This window comes from Bacillus sp. AFS029533, from assembly GCF_002585125.1.
In the GTDB taxonomy this organism is placed as follows: domain Bacteria; phylum Bacillota; class Bacilli; order Bacillales; family Bacillaceae_G; genus Gottfriedia; species Gottfriedia luciferensis_B.
The window spans coordinates 97565-115195 of record NZ_NUQC01000027.1 but is presented as its reverse complement, the minus strand read 5'-3'; the positions used below and the strand labels follow the sequence as shown (position 1 = coordinate 115195).

Annotated in this window: 19 protein-coding genes; 1 reads left to right on the top strand and 18 read right to left on the bottom strand. The window is 32.4% G+C overall.

All coding sequences use genetic code 11. From position 1 onward, the window contains the following. Positions 1 to 15: 15 nt before the first annotated feature. From dinG to COE53_RS15985, 11 genes are all read right to left on the bottom strand, one after another. Positions 16 to 2805 (bottom strand): ATP-dependent DNA helicase DinG, encoded by a 2790-nt coding sequence (dinG, locus tag COE53_RS16035; protein WP_098948372.1) that lies wholly within the window; start codon positions 2803 to 2805, stop codon positions 16 to 18. Between the two features lie 200 nt (positions 2806 to 3005). Then, entirely contained in the window at positions 3006 to 3389 is a 384-nt protein-coding gene (gene panD / locus COE53_RS16030) for an aspartate 1-decarboxylase (RefSeq protein ID WP_025671415.1), read from the bottom strand. A 26-nt stretch (positions 3390 to 3415) separates the two neighbouring features. Then, the gene (gene panC / locus COE53_RS16025; RefSeq protein ID WP_069031885.1) at positions 3416 to 4261 is read right to left on the bottom strand and encodes a pantoate--beta-alanine ligase; all 846 of its coding nucleotides are present in this window, start codon (positions 4259 to 4261) and stop codon (positions 3416 to 3418) included. Then, entirely contained in the window at positions 4258 to 5100 is an 843-nt protein-coding gene (gene panB, locus COE53_RS16020) for a 3-methyl-2-oxobutanoate hydroxymethyltransferase (protein ID WP_069031884.1), read from the bottom strand. Before panB ends, panC begins: the two co-directional genes overlap by 4 nt. Before the next feature lie 379 nt (positions 5101 to 5479). Then, positions 5480 to 6463 (bottom strand): biotin--[acetyl-CoA-carboxylase] ligase, encoded by a 984-nt coding sequence (locus COE53_RS16015; protein WP_069031883.1) that lies wholly within the window; start codon positions 6461 to 6463, stop codon positions 5480 to 5482. Next, positions 6448 to 7641 (bottom strand): CCA tRNA nucleotidyltransferase, encoded by a 1194-nt coding sequence (locus tag COE53_RS16010; protein WP_069031882.1) that lies wholly within the window; start codon positions 7639 to 7641, stop codon positions 6448 to 6450. Before COE53_RS16010 ends, COE53_RS16015 begins: the two co-directional genes overlap by 16 nt. Before the next feature lies 1 nt (position 7642). Continuing rightward, positions 7643 to 8773 carry an N-acetyl-alpha-D-glucosaminyl L-malate synthase BshA gene (gene bshA / locus COE53_RS16005; RefSeq protein ID WP_069031881.1) on the bottom strand — a complete coding sequence of 377 codons (1131 nt, stop codon included), beginning with the start codon at positions 8771 to 8773 and terminating at the stop codon, positions 7643 to 7645. Between the two features lie 30 nt (positions 8774 to 8803). Beyond that, positions 8804 to 9505: a bacillithiol biosynthesis deacetylase BshB1 gene (gene bshB1, locus COE53_RS16000; RefSeq protein ID WP_139116318.1), complete on the bottom strand. Its 702-nt coding sequence runs from the start codon at positions 9503 to 9505 to the stop codon at positions 8804 to 8806. 20 nt (positions 9506 to 9525) lie between these two features. Further along, a complete protein-coding gene (mgsA, locus tag COE53_RS15995; RefSeq protein ID WP_025671410.1) occupies positions 9526 to 9888 on the bottom strand; it encodes a methylglyoxal synthase in 363 nt (120 codons plus the stop codon). Between the two features lie 14 nt (positions 9889 to 9902). After that, the gene (gene dapB / locus COE53_RS15990) at positions 9903 to 10706 is read right to left on the bottom strand and encodes a 4-hydroxy-tetrahydrodipicolinate reductase (protein WP_069031880.1); all 804 of its coding nucleotides are present in this window, start codon (positions 10704 to 10706) and stop codon (positions 9903 to 9905) included. Position 10707: 1 nt separating this feature from the next. Further along, entirely contained in the window at positions 10708 to 11037 is a 330-nt protein-coding gene (locus COE53_RS15985; RefSeq protein WP_049819716.1) for a nucleotide pyrophosphohydrolase, read from the bottom strand. A 136-nt stretch (positions 11038 to 11173) separates the two neighbouring features. Between COE53_RS15985 and COE53_RS15980 the strand changes: the two genes are divergently transcribed. After that, positions 11174 to 12046, top strand: coding sequence for a YitT family protein (locus COE53_RS15980; RefSeq protein ID WP_069031879.1), 873 nt, complete (start codon positions 11174 to 11176; stop codon positions 12044 to 12046). Between the two features lie 62 nt (positions 12047 to 12108). On the opposite strand, the gene COE53_RS15975 is transcribed toward COE53_RS15980, so the two are convergent. The 7 genes from COE53_RS15975 to COE53_RS15945 form a co-directional block, all read right to left on the bottom strand. Further along, positions 12109 to 12789 (bottom strand): zinc metallopeptidase, encoded by a 681-nt coding sequence (locus tag COE53_RS15975; protein WP_069031878.1) that lies wholly within the window; start codon positions 12787 to 12789, stop codon positions 12109 to 12111. A 58-nt stretch (positions 12790 to 12847) separates the two neighbouring features. Then, entirely contained in the window at positions 12848 to 13630 is a 783-nt protein-coding gene (locus tag COE53_RS15970) for a sporulation protein YpjB (RefSeq protein WP_069031877.1), read from the bottom strand. Positions 13631 to 13689: 59 nt separating this feature from the next. Beyond that, positions 13690 to 14274, bottom strand: coding sequence for a DUF1405 domain-containing protein (locus COE53_RS15965; RefSeq protein ID WP_091021086.1), 585 nt, complete (start codon positions 14272 to 14274; stop codon positions 13690 to 13692). Positions 14275 to 14426: 152 nt separating this feature from the next. Then, entirely contained in the window at positions 14427 to 15203 is a 777-nt protein-coding gene (locus tag COE53_RS15960; protein WP_056466650.1) for a menaquinol-cytochrome c reductase cytochrome b/c subunit, read from the bottom strand. A 63-nt stretch (positions 15204 to 15266) separates the two neighbouring features. After that, entirely contained in the window at positions 15267 to 15941 is a 675-nt protein-coding gene (gene qcrB / locus COE53_RS15955) for a menaquinol-cytochrome c reductase cytochrome b subunit (protein WP_025671403.1), read from the bottom strand. 2 nt (positions 15942 to 15943) lie between these two features. Then, positions 15944 to 16447 (bottom strand): QcrA and Rieske domain-containing protein, encoded by a 504-nt coding sequence (locus COE53_RS15950; RefSeq protein ID WP_069031875.1) that lies wholly within the window; start codon positions 16445 to 16447, stop codon positions 15944 to 15946. 143 nt (positions 16448 to 16590) lie between these two features. Next, positions 16591 to 17040 carry a DUF2487 family protein gene (locus COE53_RS15945; protein ID WP_069031874.1) on the bottom strand — a complete coding sequence of 150 codons (450 nt, stop codon included), beginning with the start codon at positions 17038 to 17040 and terminating at the stop codon, positions 16591 to 16593. Positions 17041 to 17631: the final 591 nt, after the last annotated feature.

Genomic DNA, 17631 nt, shown 5'->3' with positions numbered 1-17631 from the left:
AATTTTGAAAAACTACTAAAAATCTTTTAATAATTCATTAATTGAATTAATTTTTATTTTGTTTTTCGGGATTAACTTTAAAAATTCTGATCCATAACTAGTATTTATTATGCGATTATCTAAAACAAATAATGAACCTTGATCTTTTTCATTTCGAATTAGACGACCATAACCTTGTCTAAACTTAAATACTGCTAATGGTAAAGCCAAACTTGAGAAAGAATTTTCTCCAGCTTTTTTTAATAAATTTGATTTAGCAATAAACATAGGCTTTTCAGGGTTAGTAAACGGTAAGCGTACAATGATTAAACAATCTAATTCTTCATTAGGTAGGTCAATTCCTTCCCAAAAAGTGTTCGTACCTAATAAAATTGTTTGTTTAGATTGTAAAAACTGTTTTATTAACTTTTGTTTTCCTCCAGGAGAAACACCTTGAGCTAATACAGATGAATTCAGAGAGCCTAAATCTTGTATTAATAGATCATAAGTCTGTTTTAATAAATCAAAAGCTGTAAATAAAACTAATGTTCTACCTTTTATTTCCGAAACAATTTTGCGAATTGTATTCGAAGTTTGTAATGCATACTCTTCTTGTGTAATCTCTTTTATTCCCATTAAATCTGATGGAATATACACTTTCATCCCCTGGGCAAAATCATTTGGGACTGGGTATATTTTTTCAATGACATTGATATTTTCACTAATTCCTAATGATGACTTTATAAATGAGAATGATGAATCAATCGACATTGTAGCGGATGTTAGTACAATTGAATTTCTTCCACTAATTAAATAATTTTGTATTAAATCTGCATTTTCAACTTTCTCACAATAAAGCATTGTTGTATGAAATGAGCCTTTTGCTTCAGTGTCCATCCAGCAAATATAATGATCATTTTTATCGAATAATATTTCATAAAGACCATTTTTCATGCTTTTTAGTTGTTCAATAATCATTTTAAACTCCGAAACGATTGAACGATGAAACGCTGATACCTTTTTATCTTCAATTAAATTCAAATATTGCTCACAACCCGTGAATAAAGTATTATTCACATGAATTAATCTATTTGCACATTCTTGTATAACTTTCCAATTTTGGCTTGCAGTATTTTTATCACTTAGTGTAATTGACTGTCTAATGTTTTCTTTATCAAGTTCATTTTGTTTACTTAAAATAAAATCACGTAATAACCTAAATAACTCTTCTGATTCATACTTTATTTCTTTTACTAAATGATCAACTTTCTTCCACCATTTTTCACGATTTGGTATTCCCTCATCAAATTTATATAATCGGTGTACAAGTTCATTACTATCAGTAGTACTTAATCTACTTAAATATTGATAATATTTTAAGCAAGAAAAAGTGATTCCAAAAGTTTTTGATGCTGTCTCCTCAAGAGCATGTGCCTCATCAATTACAATCGTTTTGACAGAATTAATTAAGTGATCTTTATTTTTTAAAGTAGACAATAAATAAGCATGGTTTGTAATAATTATATCGGCTAACATTAATTGATTTTTAGCTTTTTGATAAAAACATTTATGAAACCAAGGATTTGTTCTTTTATTTTCACTTTCTTCGTTACAACATACACGATCCCATAAATGTAAGCCACCTGAAGGAAGTGATAATTCATCTAATTCTCCATTTTCAGTTTCAGTTAACCAAACTGTTATCATAGCCTTCGATAAAATACTATCGTAATTATCATCAAATTGTTCGCCTACAATATATTCAAATTTTTGCAGACATAGATAATTTCTTTTACTTTGAATTGAAGCTATTTTCAACTGAAATGGAATTATTTTTTCAATTGTTTTTATATGTTTTTTAAGTAATTGTTTTTGTAACGAGATGGTACTTGTGCTGATGACCACTTGTTTGCCAAATTGTTTTGAGAAAAATGCTGATGGAATTAAATAACCAAATGTCTTACCTACACCTGTTCCAGCCTCAGCTAAGAGAATATTATTTTGGCTAAATGCATCGAATACATCGTGCATATATGCAAACTGTTCATCTCTTTTTATAAAATTTGGAATTTCCACAGCCATCTGATCTACTAGATCACGTTTGAGATGCTCGTCAAATTCTACGAAATCTTCTTCCTCTTGGGGTAAACTAAAGCTTCTTTTTTTAAGAGCTATTCGTCTAAATTCTTCATAATCAACAGATTCATTTGAAAATGATTCAGATTGCTTTTGAAGTAGATCCGAAATATAGTATGTAATGTCACTTTTAAAACTAGTGCTAAGTTTTTCTAATATTTTTAATGATGCATATGGCAAGCTCTCAAGTTTTTTTAATAAAATTGTTAATAATTCGGCAGTTACTTCCGCATCACTATCAGCTTGATGAGGGTTTTCATGTTGTATATTAAAAACTTTTGCTAAATCAGATAATTTATAACTAGTTAATGTTGGATATAAAATTCTTGTTAACTCCACTGTATCAATGGCTAACGGAGAAATTTTTGGTAAACCAATCCGCTCAAATTCTTTTTGCAAAAATGTTAAGTCAAAATGAACATTGTGTGCAACAAAATAGGCGTCATTAAACATCGGGTATAATTCTTCAACTATTTGTTCAAATTGAGGAGCATATTGAACCATTTCATCTGATATCCCTGTTAGTTCGGAAATAAAGGTTGGAATATTCATATTTGGATTAATAAAACTTGAAAACTGTTCAATAACTTCTCCACTTTCCAATAAAAAGGCTGCAATTTGAATAATTCGATCTTGACCTCTATTATTATTTCCGGTTGTTTCTAAGTCAACGACCACAAATTTATTCATATTTTGCCACCTCCAAATTCTCTATATAGATATTATTTTGCATAAACAGATTAAACAATACAACCAACAAAAAAATCCCCTAAAGAAGGGGATTTCAAATTGCCCTCAAAAGCTCGTTTCTTTCGATGTTTCACTTGTCTGTTAAATACTTTTGATCCTAAAGCAAGTAACTCCTTGCTTCGATATTCAAAAATTGACTATTACTTAACTGTACCTGCAATTTCTTTGCCAATCATTTCAACAATTTCATTTGCATCATTTAAAATAGCAATCTTTGGTTCATGTTGATCCAGTTTCTCTTCCTCTACCTGACCATATGCAATAATAATTACTTTGTCGCCTTCTTGGACTAATCTAGCCGCTGCACCATTAAGACAAATTACACCACTTCCACGTTTTCCTGGAATAACATATGTCTCAAGTCGTGCACCGTTATTATTATTTACAATTTGAACTTTTTCGTTTTCAAGTACATCTACAGCATCCATTAAATCTTGATCAATTGTAATACTTCCAACATAATTTAAATTAGCTTCTGTAACTGTAGCTCTATGAAGTTTTGCTCTCATCATTGTGCGAATCATGTCATTTCCCCCTAGTTGTTCAATCCTTAAATAGAAATTAAAATATTATCGATTAAGCGAGCATTAGAAAATTTTACTGCTAAAGCAATAATTACTTTTCCATTTATTTTATTTATAGGCTCTAAATCTGGATAAGAATAAATACTTACGTAATCTACTGTTCCAGATGTTTCGCTTTGAATTGTCGAAATAATATTTTGTTGCAGTTGATCTGGATTTAAATTCCCATTTTTTATATCTTCAACCGCTTTTTGTAAACTTTTATAAAGAACTGGTGCTTCTTGTCTTTCTTTATCTGTTAAATAGACATTTCTAGAACTTTTAGCTAATCCATCTTCTTCTCTAATAGTTGGAACTGGATTAATTTTTACAGGAATATTAAAGTCTTCAACTAAACCTTCAATTACAGCGACTTGCTGAGCATCCTTTAATCCAAAATAAGCCTGGTCTGGTTGAACAATATTAAATAATTTTGTTACAACTAATGCAACACCATCAAAATGTCCAGGTCTTTTTTCACCACAAAGGACATCTACTCGTTTTGTTACTTTCATTGTTGATTTTAATTCATTTGGATACATTTCTTCAACTGTTGGATAAAAGAGGCAATCTACACCAGCATTTAGTGCAACTTTTTCATCTCTTTCAAAGTCCCTTGGATATCGATCAAAATCTTCATTAGGACCAAATTGAGTCGGATTAACAAAAATACTTAAAACGACGATATCATTATTTCTTCTAGCTTCTTCTAATAATGATGCATGGCCTTCATGTAAAAACCCCATTGTTGGTACAAATCCAATCGATTTTTCATTTTTTCTGTGAATTTTTAATTCATTTCTTAAATCATTTATTGTGTGAAACACTTTCATTGCGAACTTCCCCCGTATAATGCCTTTAACTGTTCTTCCTTCATCGTAAACGAATGTTTTGTATCTGGAAATTGTCTAGCTTTAACTTCTTGTACATATGAAGCAATTGCATTTTCAATTGTTGGAGATACATTTGCATACTGTTTAACAAACTTCGCTACTCGACCAACACCATATGTTATTAAATCATGGTAAACAAGTACTTGACCATCTGTATCAACACCAGCACCTATTCCGATTGTTGGAATGGAAAGATCCTTAGTAATATCCTTTGCAATTTGCTTTGGTACACATTCAAGTACGATTGCAAATGCTCCTGCTTCTTCACATTTTTTTGCATCGTTAAACAATTTCATCGCACTTTCAGAGTCACGTGCTTGAACTTTATACCCACCTAATACACCTACAGATTGAGGAGTCAATCCTAAATGAGCTACAACTGGTACTCCTGCGATTGTTAATGCTTTAATCACTTCTAAAACATTTTCATCTGCGCCTTCAACCTTAACAGCGTGCGCATCACCTTCTTGCATAATGCGGCATGCATTACGTAAAGCCTCTTCTTTTGAAAAGTGGTAAGACATAAATGGCATGTCTGTCACAATAAACGTATTTTTTGCCCCGCGTTTAACTGCTTTTGAGTGATGAATCATGTCGTCTACAGTAACCTTAATTGTAGAATCATATCCTAGGACAACATTCCCAAGTGAGTCACCGACTAAAATCATATCTACTTCACTAGCTTCTGCTAATAGTGCTGAAGGGTAATCATAAGCAGTGATCATGACGATTGGGTCATTGTTTTGTTTCATGTTTAAAAAATCTTTTGTTGTTTTCATCTTTTTTCCTCCTTTTAAATGAGAGGAAATGGGGGTTACAATAAAAAAACTTTGCTCAAAAGAGAACAAAGGAAAATTGTAAACCGTCTCATTCCTCTGTCCCAGTCCTTATAGGATCAAGGCAGACACATTTTTAGAATTGATTTTTTAAAACCTGGTGTAGTTCTTCTTAGGATACTAAAGATTGATTAACCCTATTCAGATACCACCCATGAAGTATCAGCGAAAGTCGCGACCCTTCCAATACAGTTTATAGTAAGAATAGCAATTAAGTAAAGAAAAAACTTGGTATTATTTACAAATATACGTGACTATTATACAGCAAATAAAATAACTCTCTTTCAAAAATATAAAGAGAGTTATTTTATTTCATATTACATTATTTATTTATCGAAATATCCGCTGAATAAATTGTATGAACATTACCTAAGTGGTCTTCAATCAATAATTGGCCCTCATCCGTAATTCCAATAGCATTACCGACAATTTCTTCGGTTAAAGTTGTGGCTTTTATTTGTTTCCCTAATGAAATTGCATAGCTTTCCCATAAAATTTTAATCGGTTTAAACCCTTTTTCTAAAAATATTTCATAGAACTTTTCAAATTCAGCTAAAATAGCTTGAATTAAATTCGCTCTCATAAAGGTTTGTCCTTTTTCAATACGTAATGATGTAGCGATATCTGACAGTTCTAATGGGTAATCTTCCTCAACTTGATTTACATTAATTCCAATACCTATGACAACGCTTTTAATGCAATCAGCGTCACCTTGCATTTCAGTTAAGATTCCACAAACTTTTTTATTATTGATTAAAATATCATTTGGCCATTTTATATTGGGATGTAAACCGGTCACTTTTTCAATGGCTGAAGCAATGACTACAGCCGTTAGTAATGTAAGCTGAGGTGCTACTCTAGGTGAAATAGCTGGTCTAAGGATCACACTCATTGCAATAGCTTTTCCATCTGAAGTTAACCAGTTTCTTTGTAATCTACCCCTACCTAATAATTGACGCTCTGCCAAAACGATCGTACCTTCTGGAGCATCATTTAGCACTAATTCATTAGCGATCGTTTGTGTTGAATTAGTTTCTTCATGGTATACGACATTTCTGCCAAATTTTTTTGTTTCTAAACCAAGCTGAATATCCGTTGGAGTTAATCGATCAGATTTGCCTGTTATTTTATATCCAACCTTCCTAACTGCTTCAACTTCAATTCCCTCATCTTGCAATTCTTTCATGTATTTCCATATTGCAGTACGTGAAATTCCTAATTCATCACTCAAAAATTGACCTGATAAATATTCATTACTATTTTCCGTAAACAGTTGTATAATTTTTTCTTTTACTTTTGAAGCCAATTTATGAACCACTCCTTAATAGCAAGTTGGTTATTCTCAAGCTGGTTCTCTACTAATTGAAATTCTATTTCACTTAATACTTCTTTCAACCATGGTCCACCTTTTAATTGGGACCATTCTAATAAATCATTACCTGTAATACATATATCTGACTTTGAATAAATCGGTAATTGATTATATAAGGTCTTTAATAAATCTTCATTCAATTCATTTGCATCGATCTTGTCAATGACACATTGTAAACGCTCATATTTTATGGCATCCGTCAATCCAACTTGATATAACTTTGTATTGCTCCATTTAATTTTCGTTTCATTTAACAAATGATAAACCTTTAATATTTGTTTCATGCGATTATTCGACATCTTCCAATTTCTTAAAACCTGTTCTGGGTTATCAAAATTACATTTATATAATATTAGCGCCCAAATCTCTTCAATGGTTTTTAATGATTGAATAGGAAAATCTAATAGATCATTAAACTGACTTGTATATTCTTTTAAGCTTGGTAAATGATTTACTAAATTTGTTTGTATTAATAGACCGATGCCTTTTTTAGGCGACTTTCCTAGTAACATTTTTTCTATTTCAACTGAAATGCGTTCAATTGCTATATTTTCAATTAAATGTTTATATGATTTAATTGCATTAAACGTTTCATCATGTAAACGAAAATCTAATTGGCTTACAAACCGTATACCTCTTAACATTCTAAGAGCATCTTCTTGAAATCTTTCCTTAGCTTCACCGACACATCTAATTAATCCATCATAAAGATCAATTGTACCATTAAAAGGATCTATTATTTCATTTTTTGTCGTCATAGCAATGGCATTCATTGTAAAATCTCTTCGTTTTAAATCTTCTTCGATTGATTTTACAAATGTAACCTCCGATGGTCTACGAAAATCATGATATGTTGATTCAGTTCTGAATGTTGTAATCTCATATGGCTCACTATTTTGTATAACTAAAACCGTTCCATGCTGTAATCCGGTTGGAACAGTTTTTGGAAATATTGACATAACCTCTTCAGGTAAAGCTGAAGTTGCAATATCAATATCTCCAATTGTTCTATTTAATAATTTATCTCTTACACATCCACCGACAAAATAGGCCTCGAAACCATATTTTATTAATTTATCTAATATCGGCTTTGCTTTGTCAAAAATATCCATATTATTTCATTCCTAATAACTCATTATAAATAGCTAAATATTGTGAAACGATTTTATTTGATTGAAATCTTTCTTTTACAATTTCAATCGCGCGACTTGATATGCGTTTAAATAGTTCTTCATCTTGTAATAAGTTGAGTGTATAATAAGCGATTTGTTCAATATCTCCTAGTTCACAAATAAATCCGTTTTCTCCATGTTCGATTACTTCTGGAATCCCACCAACTCTAGTACCGATACATGGAACTCCACAAGCCATCGCCTCAAGTAAAACTAAACCAAAGCTTTCTTTTGATGAAAGAAGTAATTTTATATCGCTCATTGAAAGTAACTCTTCAACATTCTCTTGCTTTCCTAAAAATAAGACATCATCATCAATACCTAGCTCTCTTACTAATTTACATAAACTTGAGATTTCCGGACCATCACCAACTAATAGTAACTTGGATGGAATTTCTTTTCTAACTAAGTTAAATACATCTACTACATCTTTTGTTCGTTTAACTTGTCGGAAATTAGAAATATGTATAATGACTTTTTCATGCTCCTTAATCCCGTACTCTGCTTTTAATGCCCGACAATTTCTTTTGTAATACACTCGTTCATCAATAAAATTATACACAGTTTGTATTTCTTTATCAGGGTTAACTAATTCCTCTGTTTGACGTATTAAATCATTTGAGACCGCAGTTACAACATCTGATTTTTCAATCCCAAACTTAATTAACTCTGTTAAAGATGAGTCATAACCAAGAACAGTTATATCTGTACCATGTAATGTCGTTACAATTTTAATATCATGATGAATCATTTGTTTTGCTAGAACAGCACAAATTGCATGCGGAATCGCATAATGTACATGTAAAATATCTAATTTTTCACGGTTTGCAATTTCAGCCATCTTACTCGCCAATGCTAAATCATATGGAGGATATTGGAAAACTGAATATTGATTTACTTCAACTGCATGATAATAAATATTAGGATATACTTTATTTAAACGAAACGGCATACTTGATGAAATAAAATGAATTTCATGTCCTAGTTCTGCTAATAACTTTCCTAGCTCAGTTGCAATCACACCAGAACCGCCTACTGAAGGATAACATGTAATCCCAATTTTTAATTTCATTTTATCTCTCCTAAACTTCTTCATTTCTACTTAAACTAACCAATCTGCATTTAATAGGAGTGGTCTCTTACTCATAAACCCTTCCCCATATGGCACTCCGGCTTCTTTTCCAAAAATTTTCTCTCTTGCAATTACGCTATTTACATAGTCGTTTGTTAAAGGCGTAACTACACCATCTGGTCCGGGAGTAAATTGACTTTCATAAACTTCTAAAGCTGCCCTTTTGACTTCAATCGTTTCTGAAACATCAACTATAAAATTAGGTCGATGAAACCCATTAATCATATATTGAAAAACGTGTTTTACCTTGTGAGCTTCATGATTTGTATTTACATTAAATTTTCTAATCCCAGATGAAAATACAGCTTCTTCTACTATTTTTGTACAATTACCATGATCAGGATGACGATCCACTTCATATGGCGAAAAAATAATACTAGGCTTCGTCATTCGAATTAAAGCAGCAACTTGTTTAATCGCTTCCTCAGATAAGTATAGCCCCCTATCTGGTAATGATAAATTAAAACGCTTTGAAACCCCTAAAATCTTATCTGCTTCTTCAGCTTCTTTTCTTCTAATAATAGTATCCCCATTTGATGAGAGCTCCGCTTCAGTTAAATCACAAATAGCAACCTTATAGCCTAACTTCGTAAACTTAGCAATCGTGCCTGCCATTCCAATCTCAACATCATCTGGATGCGCTCCAAATGCTAGTACATCAAAATATTCCACTTATCTCACTCTCTTTCAAACTAACTAAAAAATTTCACTACTGCCTTAGCGGTTTGAATGTTCGTTGCCACCGGGACATGAAAAACATCGCATAGCCTTAATAAAGCATTTACATCTGGTTCATGCGGTTGAGCAGTTAATGGATCCCTAAAAAAGAAAATCGCGTCCATTTTCCCTTTAGCAATTAGTGCACCTATTTCTTGATCTCCTCCGAGTGGACCAGATTGAAAACGATAAACTTTTAAAGTTGTATTTTCCATTACGCGTAATCCTGTAGTACCTGTTGAAAATAGTTCATGCTGCTGAAAAAAAGATTCATTTTCTTGAACAAAAGTTACTAATGCGTCTTTTCTCTTATCGTGAGCAATTAAAGCTATTTTCACTACCTGCACCACCTTTAGTCCATTATATTTTCTAAGCCGTACACTAGCTCTGAAAGTTTCATTACTTCCTCAACGGCTACTTTAACTCCAGACATAAAAGAAGCTCGATTCATTGAATCATGTCTAATTGTTAATAGTTGACCATCTCCACCGAATAAAACTTGTTGATGCGCAACTAAACCAGGTAATCTCACACTATGAACTCTCATTCCATTTAGATCAGCACCTCTAGCTCCAGCTTCAGTTTCAACTTCATTTGGATGTCCTTGTACTTTCGATTCACGAACTTCCTCAATCATTTGAACTGTTTTAAGAGCTGTACCTGAAGGCGCATCTAATTTTTGGTCATGATGTAGCTCAATGATTTCGATATCTTTAAAATATTTCGCTGCCATTGCAGAGAATTTCATCATTAATATAGCACCAATTGCAAAATTTGGCGCAATAATACAACCTAGCTCCTTATTTGAAGCTAACTCTTTTAAATCATCAAGCTCCTCTTTTGTAAAACCTGTTGTCCCTATTACAGGTCGAATACCATTTTTTAATGCTAAAAATGCATGTTTTTTTCCAATTTCAGGTGTTGTTAAGTCAACAAGAACATCAAAGCTTTCATTTTCAATACATTGCTCTAATGTTTCATATATTTTTGCTTCCCCTTTAAAGCCGGGGCTAACTTTTTGGATTTGTTCTCCACCTAATTTATAATCTACTGCAGCTACAAGGTGAAAATGCTCAGTTCGATCAATTAATTGTAAAGCTTCAATTCCCATTTTACCTCTTGGTCCTGCTAATACTACTCTAATTACTTTCTCCATTTTAAACTTCCTTCCTAGTCCAACGATCTTTATCACGAGTATTAAACTTCTTCATTACCATATCATGTGCTTCTTGTAAGTCTATATTTAGGCTATTTGCTAAACAAATCATAACAAATAATACATCACCTAACTCTTCTTCAATTAGCTTTTCTTCTTCAGTGCTTTTCTTAGGCTTTTCACCATAGGTATGATTAATTTCTCTAGCTAACTCACCCATTTCTTCAGTTAACCTTGCCATCATTGCTAAAGGACTAAAATACCCTTCTTTAAATTGACCTATATATGTATCGACTTCTTTTTGCATTTCTTTCATCGTTTTTTCGTGCATACTAATATCAACTCCTCAATTAAATCTTATCGAATTGACCACTTTTTGACAAATTATATATTATTTTACTTGAAAAAAATACAAGATAAGATAAAAATAAGAGTTTAGGGTAATTTTTATAGTATGGAGGAAGTATATGATTTTTAAATTGAAGTTACGCAATATCTTTTTTATTATTTTAGGTTCTGCAATTTTTTCTTTTGGAATTATGAATATAAATATTCCAAACAATCTAGCTGAAGGTGGCTTTACGGGAATAAACTTAATTCTTTTAGCTGAACTAAATATTCCTGTTTGGATCTCAAACTTAGCCTTAAACGTCCCCTTATTTTTTATTGGTTGGAGATTACTTGGTACAGTGACAATGCTTTATACAATCATCGGAACTGTTGCAGTCTCTTTTTTCTTAAAATTATTTGAGAAATTTACTTTCAATATAGATGTTCATGGCGATTTAATGTTAGCTTCATTATTTGCGGGTGTATTTATTGGTGTAGGTTTAGGAATTATTTTTAGATTTGGTGGAACTACTGGTGGTGTTGATATCATCGCTCGTTTAGCATATAAATACAAAGGTATTAATATGGGGAAAACGATGTTTATTTTTGACTTTGTTGTCATTACACTTTCACTTTTAACTTACTTAAAAGCATATGAAGCAATGTATACGCTAGTTGCAGTTTTTGTCGGAGCAAGAATAATTGATTTTATGCAAGAAGGTGCATATGCTGCACGTGGAGCAAATATTATCTCTGAGAAAAATGATTTAATTGCCGCTCGAATTATGAAAGAAATGGAACGTGGCGCAACTTATTTAAAAGCAACTGGAACATTTACTGGAGAAAGCAAAGACGTTTTATTTTGTGTCGTACCAAAAAACGAATTAGTTCATTTAAAAAACATCATTCAGGATATCGATCCACACGCTTTTGTAGCCGTTACAGAAGTGCATGATGTACTAGGTGAGGGCTTTACATTAGATGAAAATAAAGTCCCTCTTCACCCTTAATTTTTAACTAAAAAAAGAGGTTCTTGGCATTTGATTGCCAGAACCTCTTTTTTTTATTGATTTTAATCATCACTACGTGTCATACCTGTATAAATTAAAATTAATCTTAATAATTCTGCGACGGCTACCGCTGCTGCTGCAACATATGTCAATGCGGCTGCATTTAAAACGCGTTTTGCATAAACATGCTCATTCGAATTGATGATGCCCAAAGTTGTAATCTGTTTTAAAGCTCTACTTGAGGCATTAAATTCAACAGGAAGTGTAACAACTTGGAACAAAACACCTAGTGCTAATAACACTATTCCTATTAATAATGCACCTGAAAGACGAGAAAACATGCCAATTAAAATAAATATATAAGAAAAATTGGAACTGAAATTTGCAACAGGTACTAATGAATGACGGAATCTTAAAAAGCTATAGTCATTCGCATCTTGAATTGCATGTCCTACTTCATGAGCTGCAACTGCTGTACCCGCCACCGAATATCCATGATAATTTTCAGTTGATAATCTTACAACTTTTGCACGTGGATCATAATGGTCAGATAAATATCCTCGAGTTTCCTCTACTGCCACATTGTATAATCCATTTTCATTTAAAATTTTTCTCGCTACTTCTGCACCCGTTAAATGTGATGTAGAACCAACTTGAGAATACTTTCTAAAAGTTGATTTAACCTTCATTTGCGCATATAAAGGTACAAGCAACAAAATTAAAAAGTAAATTAAATAACTCATTGTAATTCCTCCAAGGAGTGTGATTTTACGATATTGTAATAACTTTTAGAGAAATTTGTCAATCATTATGTTCTCTTCTTTTTTTGTTCTTATTTCGATCACCTATATATTTTCTCCAACCAACATAACTTAATGTACCGACAATAATGATCCCTGTTGTAAATATTGTCCAAATAGAAACAGGTGGAATAATTGAATTACCTTGATCAAAAATGAATAATAATTCACTTTTAGTCTCATCCAACTTTTGTTGAAAAGCCGGTATAGATTCTTGGTTAATACGATAATCATCTAAAAACGAAACAAGTGAATTTATTTTTTTTACTTCATCATATGGAAGGTCCATAATTAGACTTGGATAAATAATCTCAAATTGGTGTAAGAATTGATTTAATTGCGTTTCATATGCTTCAGAATTACCTCGTTTATATGCTGACTCCATATTCTGTAGTGGAGTCATAACTGACTTTTTCATTTCCTTCCACATCGGCTGCATAGTCGTTTCACCAGCATCAATCAATAATCTCAAACCAAGCACATCGGCAACCTTTTCTTGTGGATCAATTCCATCATTTGATAAAGATACAAGTGCATTTTGAAAAGTAACTGAAATGGTTTCTAAATCCTTTGGTGTGAAATCCTTATTCTTTTTTGCTGACGCCATATACTTTGATTCTAATTGCTCCAATAAATTAGCGCCATGAACATAATCACCATCTTGTACTAAAGAGAGCGATTTTTCAATTAGTGAAGTTTCTTGATCTATTTTAGCGTACCCTTTTACGGTATTAAATGAAAAGAAAATAAAAAAAACGCTTATCCCCGCAATTAATTTTTTCATCAAACCCCTCCCTCATAACTACTAATAATTATGAGAGAAAGGACAAGATTAGAACTTGTTCAAGCACGAGCTCTATTTTTTAAAATTAACTGGTAATAAGCGATTAAAATAACAAATATCGTTAACCAAAATGTAATTAAAGCAATCCAAATTCTGTAATCAGAAAGCATATAATATTCTGGCATTGTACCAAAAACATAGTCTAAAATTAGATCTTGTAAAATCCAAATACTTGCAACAGTCAAGTGCCATTTTTTTACTTTAAATGTCGGTGCGTACAAAACAGCTTGGATTGCCATAGCTCCATGTGAAAAAATTAATAAATATGCAACCTTATCAAGTCCACCTGATATATAAAGAACCATTCCATTCATTATAACTGCCCATATACCATATTTCATCAAGCTTACATATGCTAGTGCTTCTATTAATCCATTCCGTTTATTTAGAATGAAAAGTAGCAATACAATACAAAAAAATAAGGATGCAGTTGGACTATCAGGTACAAATATTTTTAACCAACCAGGAGTAAACTCAAGTTGAGATTTATACCAATAGTATCCATAGATTGTTCCTAGTACATTTATTATAAATAAAGCAATTAAGTTAGGTTTAAGCCGTAGCATACTGTATAGTATGTTCACTAGTTCACTTCATCTCACTTTCACTTTAGGAGATTTAATAAATTTATAACACAAAGTTCACAATTTATATGTATCATCACATTTTTTACATGTTATTATTTCAGTATACAATAAAACATAAAAAAAGAGTCGAAAATTCGACTCTCTTTTAATTACTCTGTTTTACCTGCTTTTGAAACGAATTCAGCTAGTACTTTAAGTTCTGCGTCAGTACCTTTAAATACACCAGATGGCATCGCTTTTCGACCGTTTCTTGCGATATGTGCGATTTCTTCAGGTTTTAAACCATTATTTTGAAGACTTGGAGCTGCTGCGCCACCTTCAAGATTATCGCCATGACAAGATACACAAGTATTTTTTTGCAATAGTTTATATGCTGGATCTTCTTTATTTAACTCAACAAAAGTACGGATTTTACCTTGTTCTTTTTGTTTTTTCCAGTCATGGTGAGCCGCAGCTTCCCATGTTAAATAAATTACACCAGATAAAGCTAATAACATAAAGCCTGTAGCTAAAGGACGTTTAATTGGTTTTCTATGTGGACTACGATCTAAGAATGGCGCTAATAATAAGCCACCAAATGCTAATCCAGGAATTACGAAAGCACCAATTACGTTATAGTCACCAGAAGCATAGCTATATTTTAAGAATTGATATAAGAATAAGAAATACCAGTCTGGTAATGGCGTATAGCCAGTATCAGTTGGGTCTGCAACCCTCTCTAGTGGAGATGGATGTGCAATTGTTAATGTTAAGTATCCAATTAAGAAAACTGCTCCTACCATCCATTCTTTTAATAAGAAGTTTGGCCAAAATGCTTCAGTTTTACCAGGATATTCTGAATAATCCTTTGGAACATTAGGTTTACGTCCTGCCATTGCAGGCACACGTGAGTCACCTACAAATTTCATTCCTTTACCGCGATGCATGTTCTCCCTCCTTTATTTCGACACACTTTAGTCATTTTTTACTAAAGCCCCATGCACTAAATCTTATAGTGGACCTGAAATACCTTGCTTACGAATAATTAAGAAATGGGCACCCATAAGAGCAAGTAAAGCACCAGGTAAGAAGAATACATGGATTGCGAAGAAACGAGTTAATGTTTGTGCACCGATGATGTCCGGATTACCTGCAATTAACGTTTTCACTTGCTTACCAATAAATGGTGTTTGTTCAGCAATTTGCAGACCTACTTTAGTCGCAAATAACGCTTTCATATCCCAAGGTAATAAATATCCTGTAAAGCCTAATCCAAGCATTACGAAGAAGATTAATACCCCTACAACCCAGTTAAGCTCACGAGGCTTTTTATATGCGCCTTGGAAGAATACACGTAAAGTATGTAAAAACATCATAACAATTACTAAACTTGCACCCCAGTGATGCATACCACGAACGATTTGTCCGTATGCAACGTTGTTTTGTAAGTAATAAACTGATTCCCATGCATTTTTGATATCTGGAACATAGTACATTGTTAAGAACATTCCAGATAAAATTTGAATTACTGTAACGAAAAATGTTAATCCACCAAAGCAATATACGAATGCTGAAAAATGATGCGCTGGATTAACGTGTTCTGGTACTTCATGATCAGCGATATCTCTCCAAAGAGGTGTAATTTCTAATCGCTCATCTACCCAGTCGTAAATTTTGTTAAGCACGATTATTTACCTCCTGTATTTGGTTCTAATTTACCAAGATAGAAAGAATCACCTTTCACTTTTACCGCATAGTTGTCTAGTGGACCAAGCGGTGGTGTACCTTTAATGTTTTTACCATCCTTATGGTAACGACCGCCATGACATGGACAGAAGAATTGATTTGGAAAATCTTTATTGTCGTTCCAACCAACTGTACAGCCTAAATGCTTACAAGTAGGTGATAACGCAACGATGTCTCCATTTGAATTCTTGTACACCCATGCAATGTGTGACGCATCAGATTTAACCCAACCATCTACCTGCTTAACTTTAAAGTCAAAGCGTTTTGGGTCAGTCGTTAAATCTTTAACTAGTCCAACCTGCACCATTGCTCCAGCTGCTTCTTTTTGTAAGACTGGGTCAATGGCAAAACGAGCCAATGGCATTAGCATTCCTGCCGCCATAAAGCCGCCTACACCTGTTAAAGTGTAGTTTAAAAACTGGCGTCTTGAAACCTTTTCACTCATGAAAATTCCCCCCTCTATCACAAGTACTCCTGTACGGACAACAGCTATAATAATAAAACTAGGACACTTTCATAATATAATAACAAATTTAGAAGGTCAATAATATCCTAATAATAATCATAGTAATAATGTTGTTTTTATTTTTATCCCCATATTTTAGAAAATAATGCATTTATGTGAGATAATTGTTTATCTACTATTACGCGTTGTGATGATTCATCTAAGCTATTGATGTTTAAATTAGGTAACCAAATTAATGATTCATCCATTTCAGCTTCTGACTGTCTCCAATCAAAATCACATGTTAAATAAAAAACATGTTTAATACCACTAGCTTTAAACTCTTCATTCCAAGCTTTTAATCTGCTTATTTTATTCGATTCTTCAGGTAAATAAGTAAATTCAGGTGCGATTACAACTCTGCCTTTATATGTACGTTCTAGTTCCGAAGTAAGTATTATTAGGTCCTCTCTTTGCTCGGCTAGACCAATATTTTCTTTTTTCAAAGAAACAGGACAAAGTGGAATAATGATCGTATCGATGTATTCCAGATTCTCAATAACTTGATTTAATTCATTAGTTGTCCATTTCATCAAAATTACCTCTTTCTATTAAAATAATTTATTTATAATTGTGAAATTTTTGTGAACAAATTTCTATTTTCCATTTAACCATACATTACTATTTTAAGAAAGAAAAAAAGCCCGCTATTTAAGCATTGTCCAATCAGTCAAAAGGGATCTATGTATTCAATTCAGTAATCCCATTTATAGTTTACTGATTAATATTTAAAAAATTGCGATTTTAGTCAAACCCTGCTCCTTCATTACGAAGCAAATATTTCTATGAGATCAATCAATTATCCAAGAATCTTTCTCTATTAAGTGACTTTTTTACTATTTTTTTTATTTGAGTATTTTTTTATGAGTAATTTGCTAATCTTAATTTTATATACGGCCATTTTAAATTTGTATAACTTTATGAAATGCCCGACTTCTGTGGGATATAACAGAAGGCTTTTGGAACGCCATATGATGATTAAGATCATGTATATAGCCACACTTAATAGGGAGGGGACTAAAAATGGAAATTAACCCCACATATCTTATTTAACAATAAAATTAAATTGTGTTCAATTAGCAAATACATTTACAACAGTAAAAAAGCCCCCAAAATGAGGACTT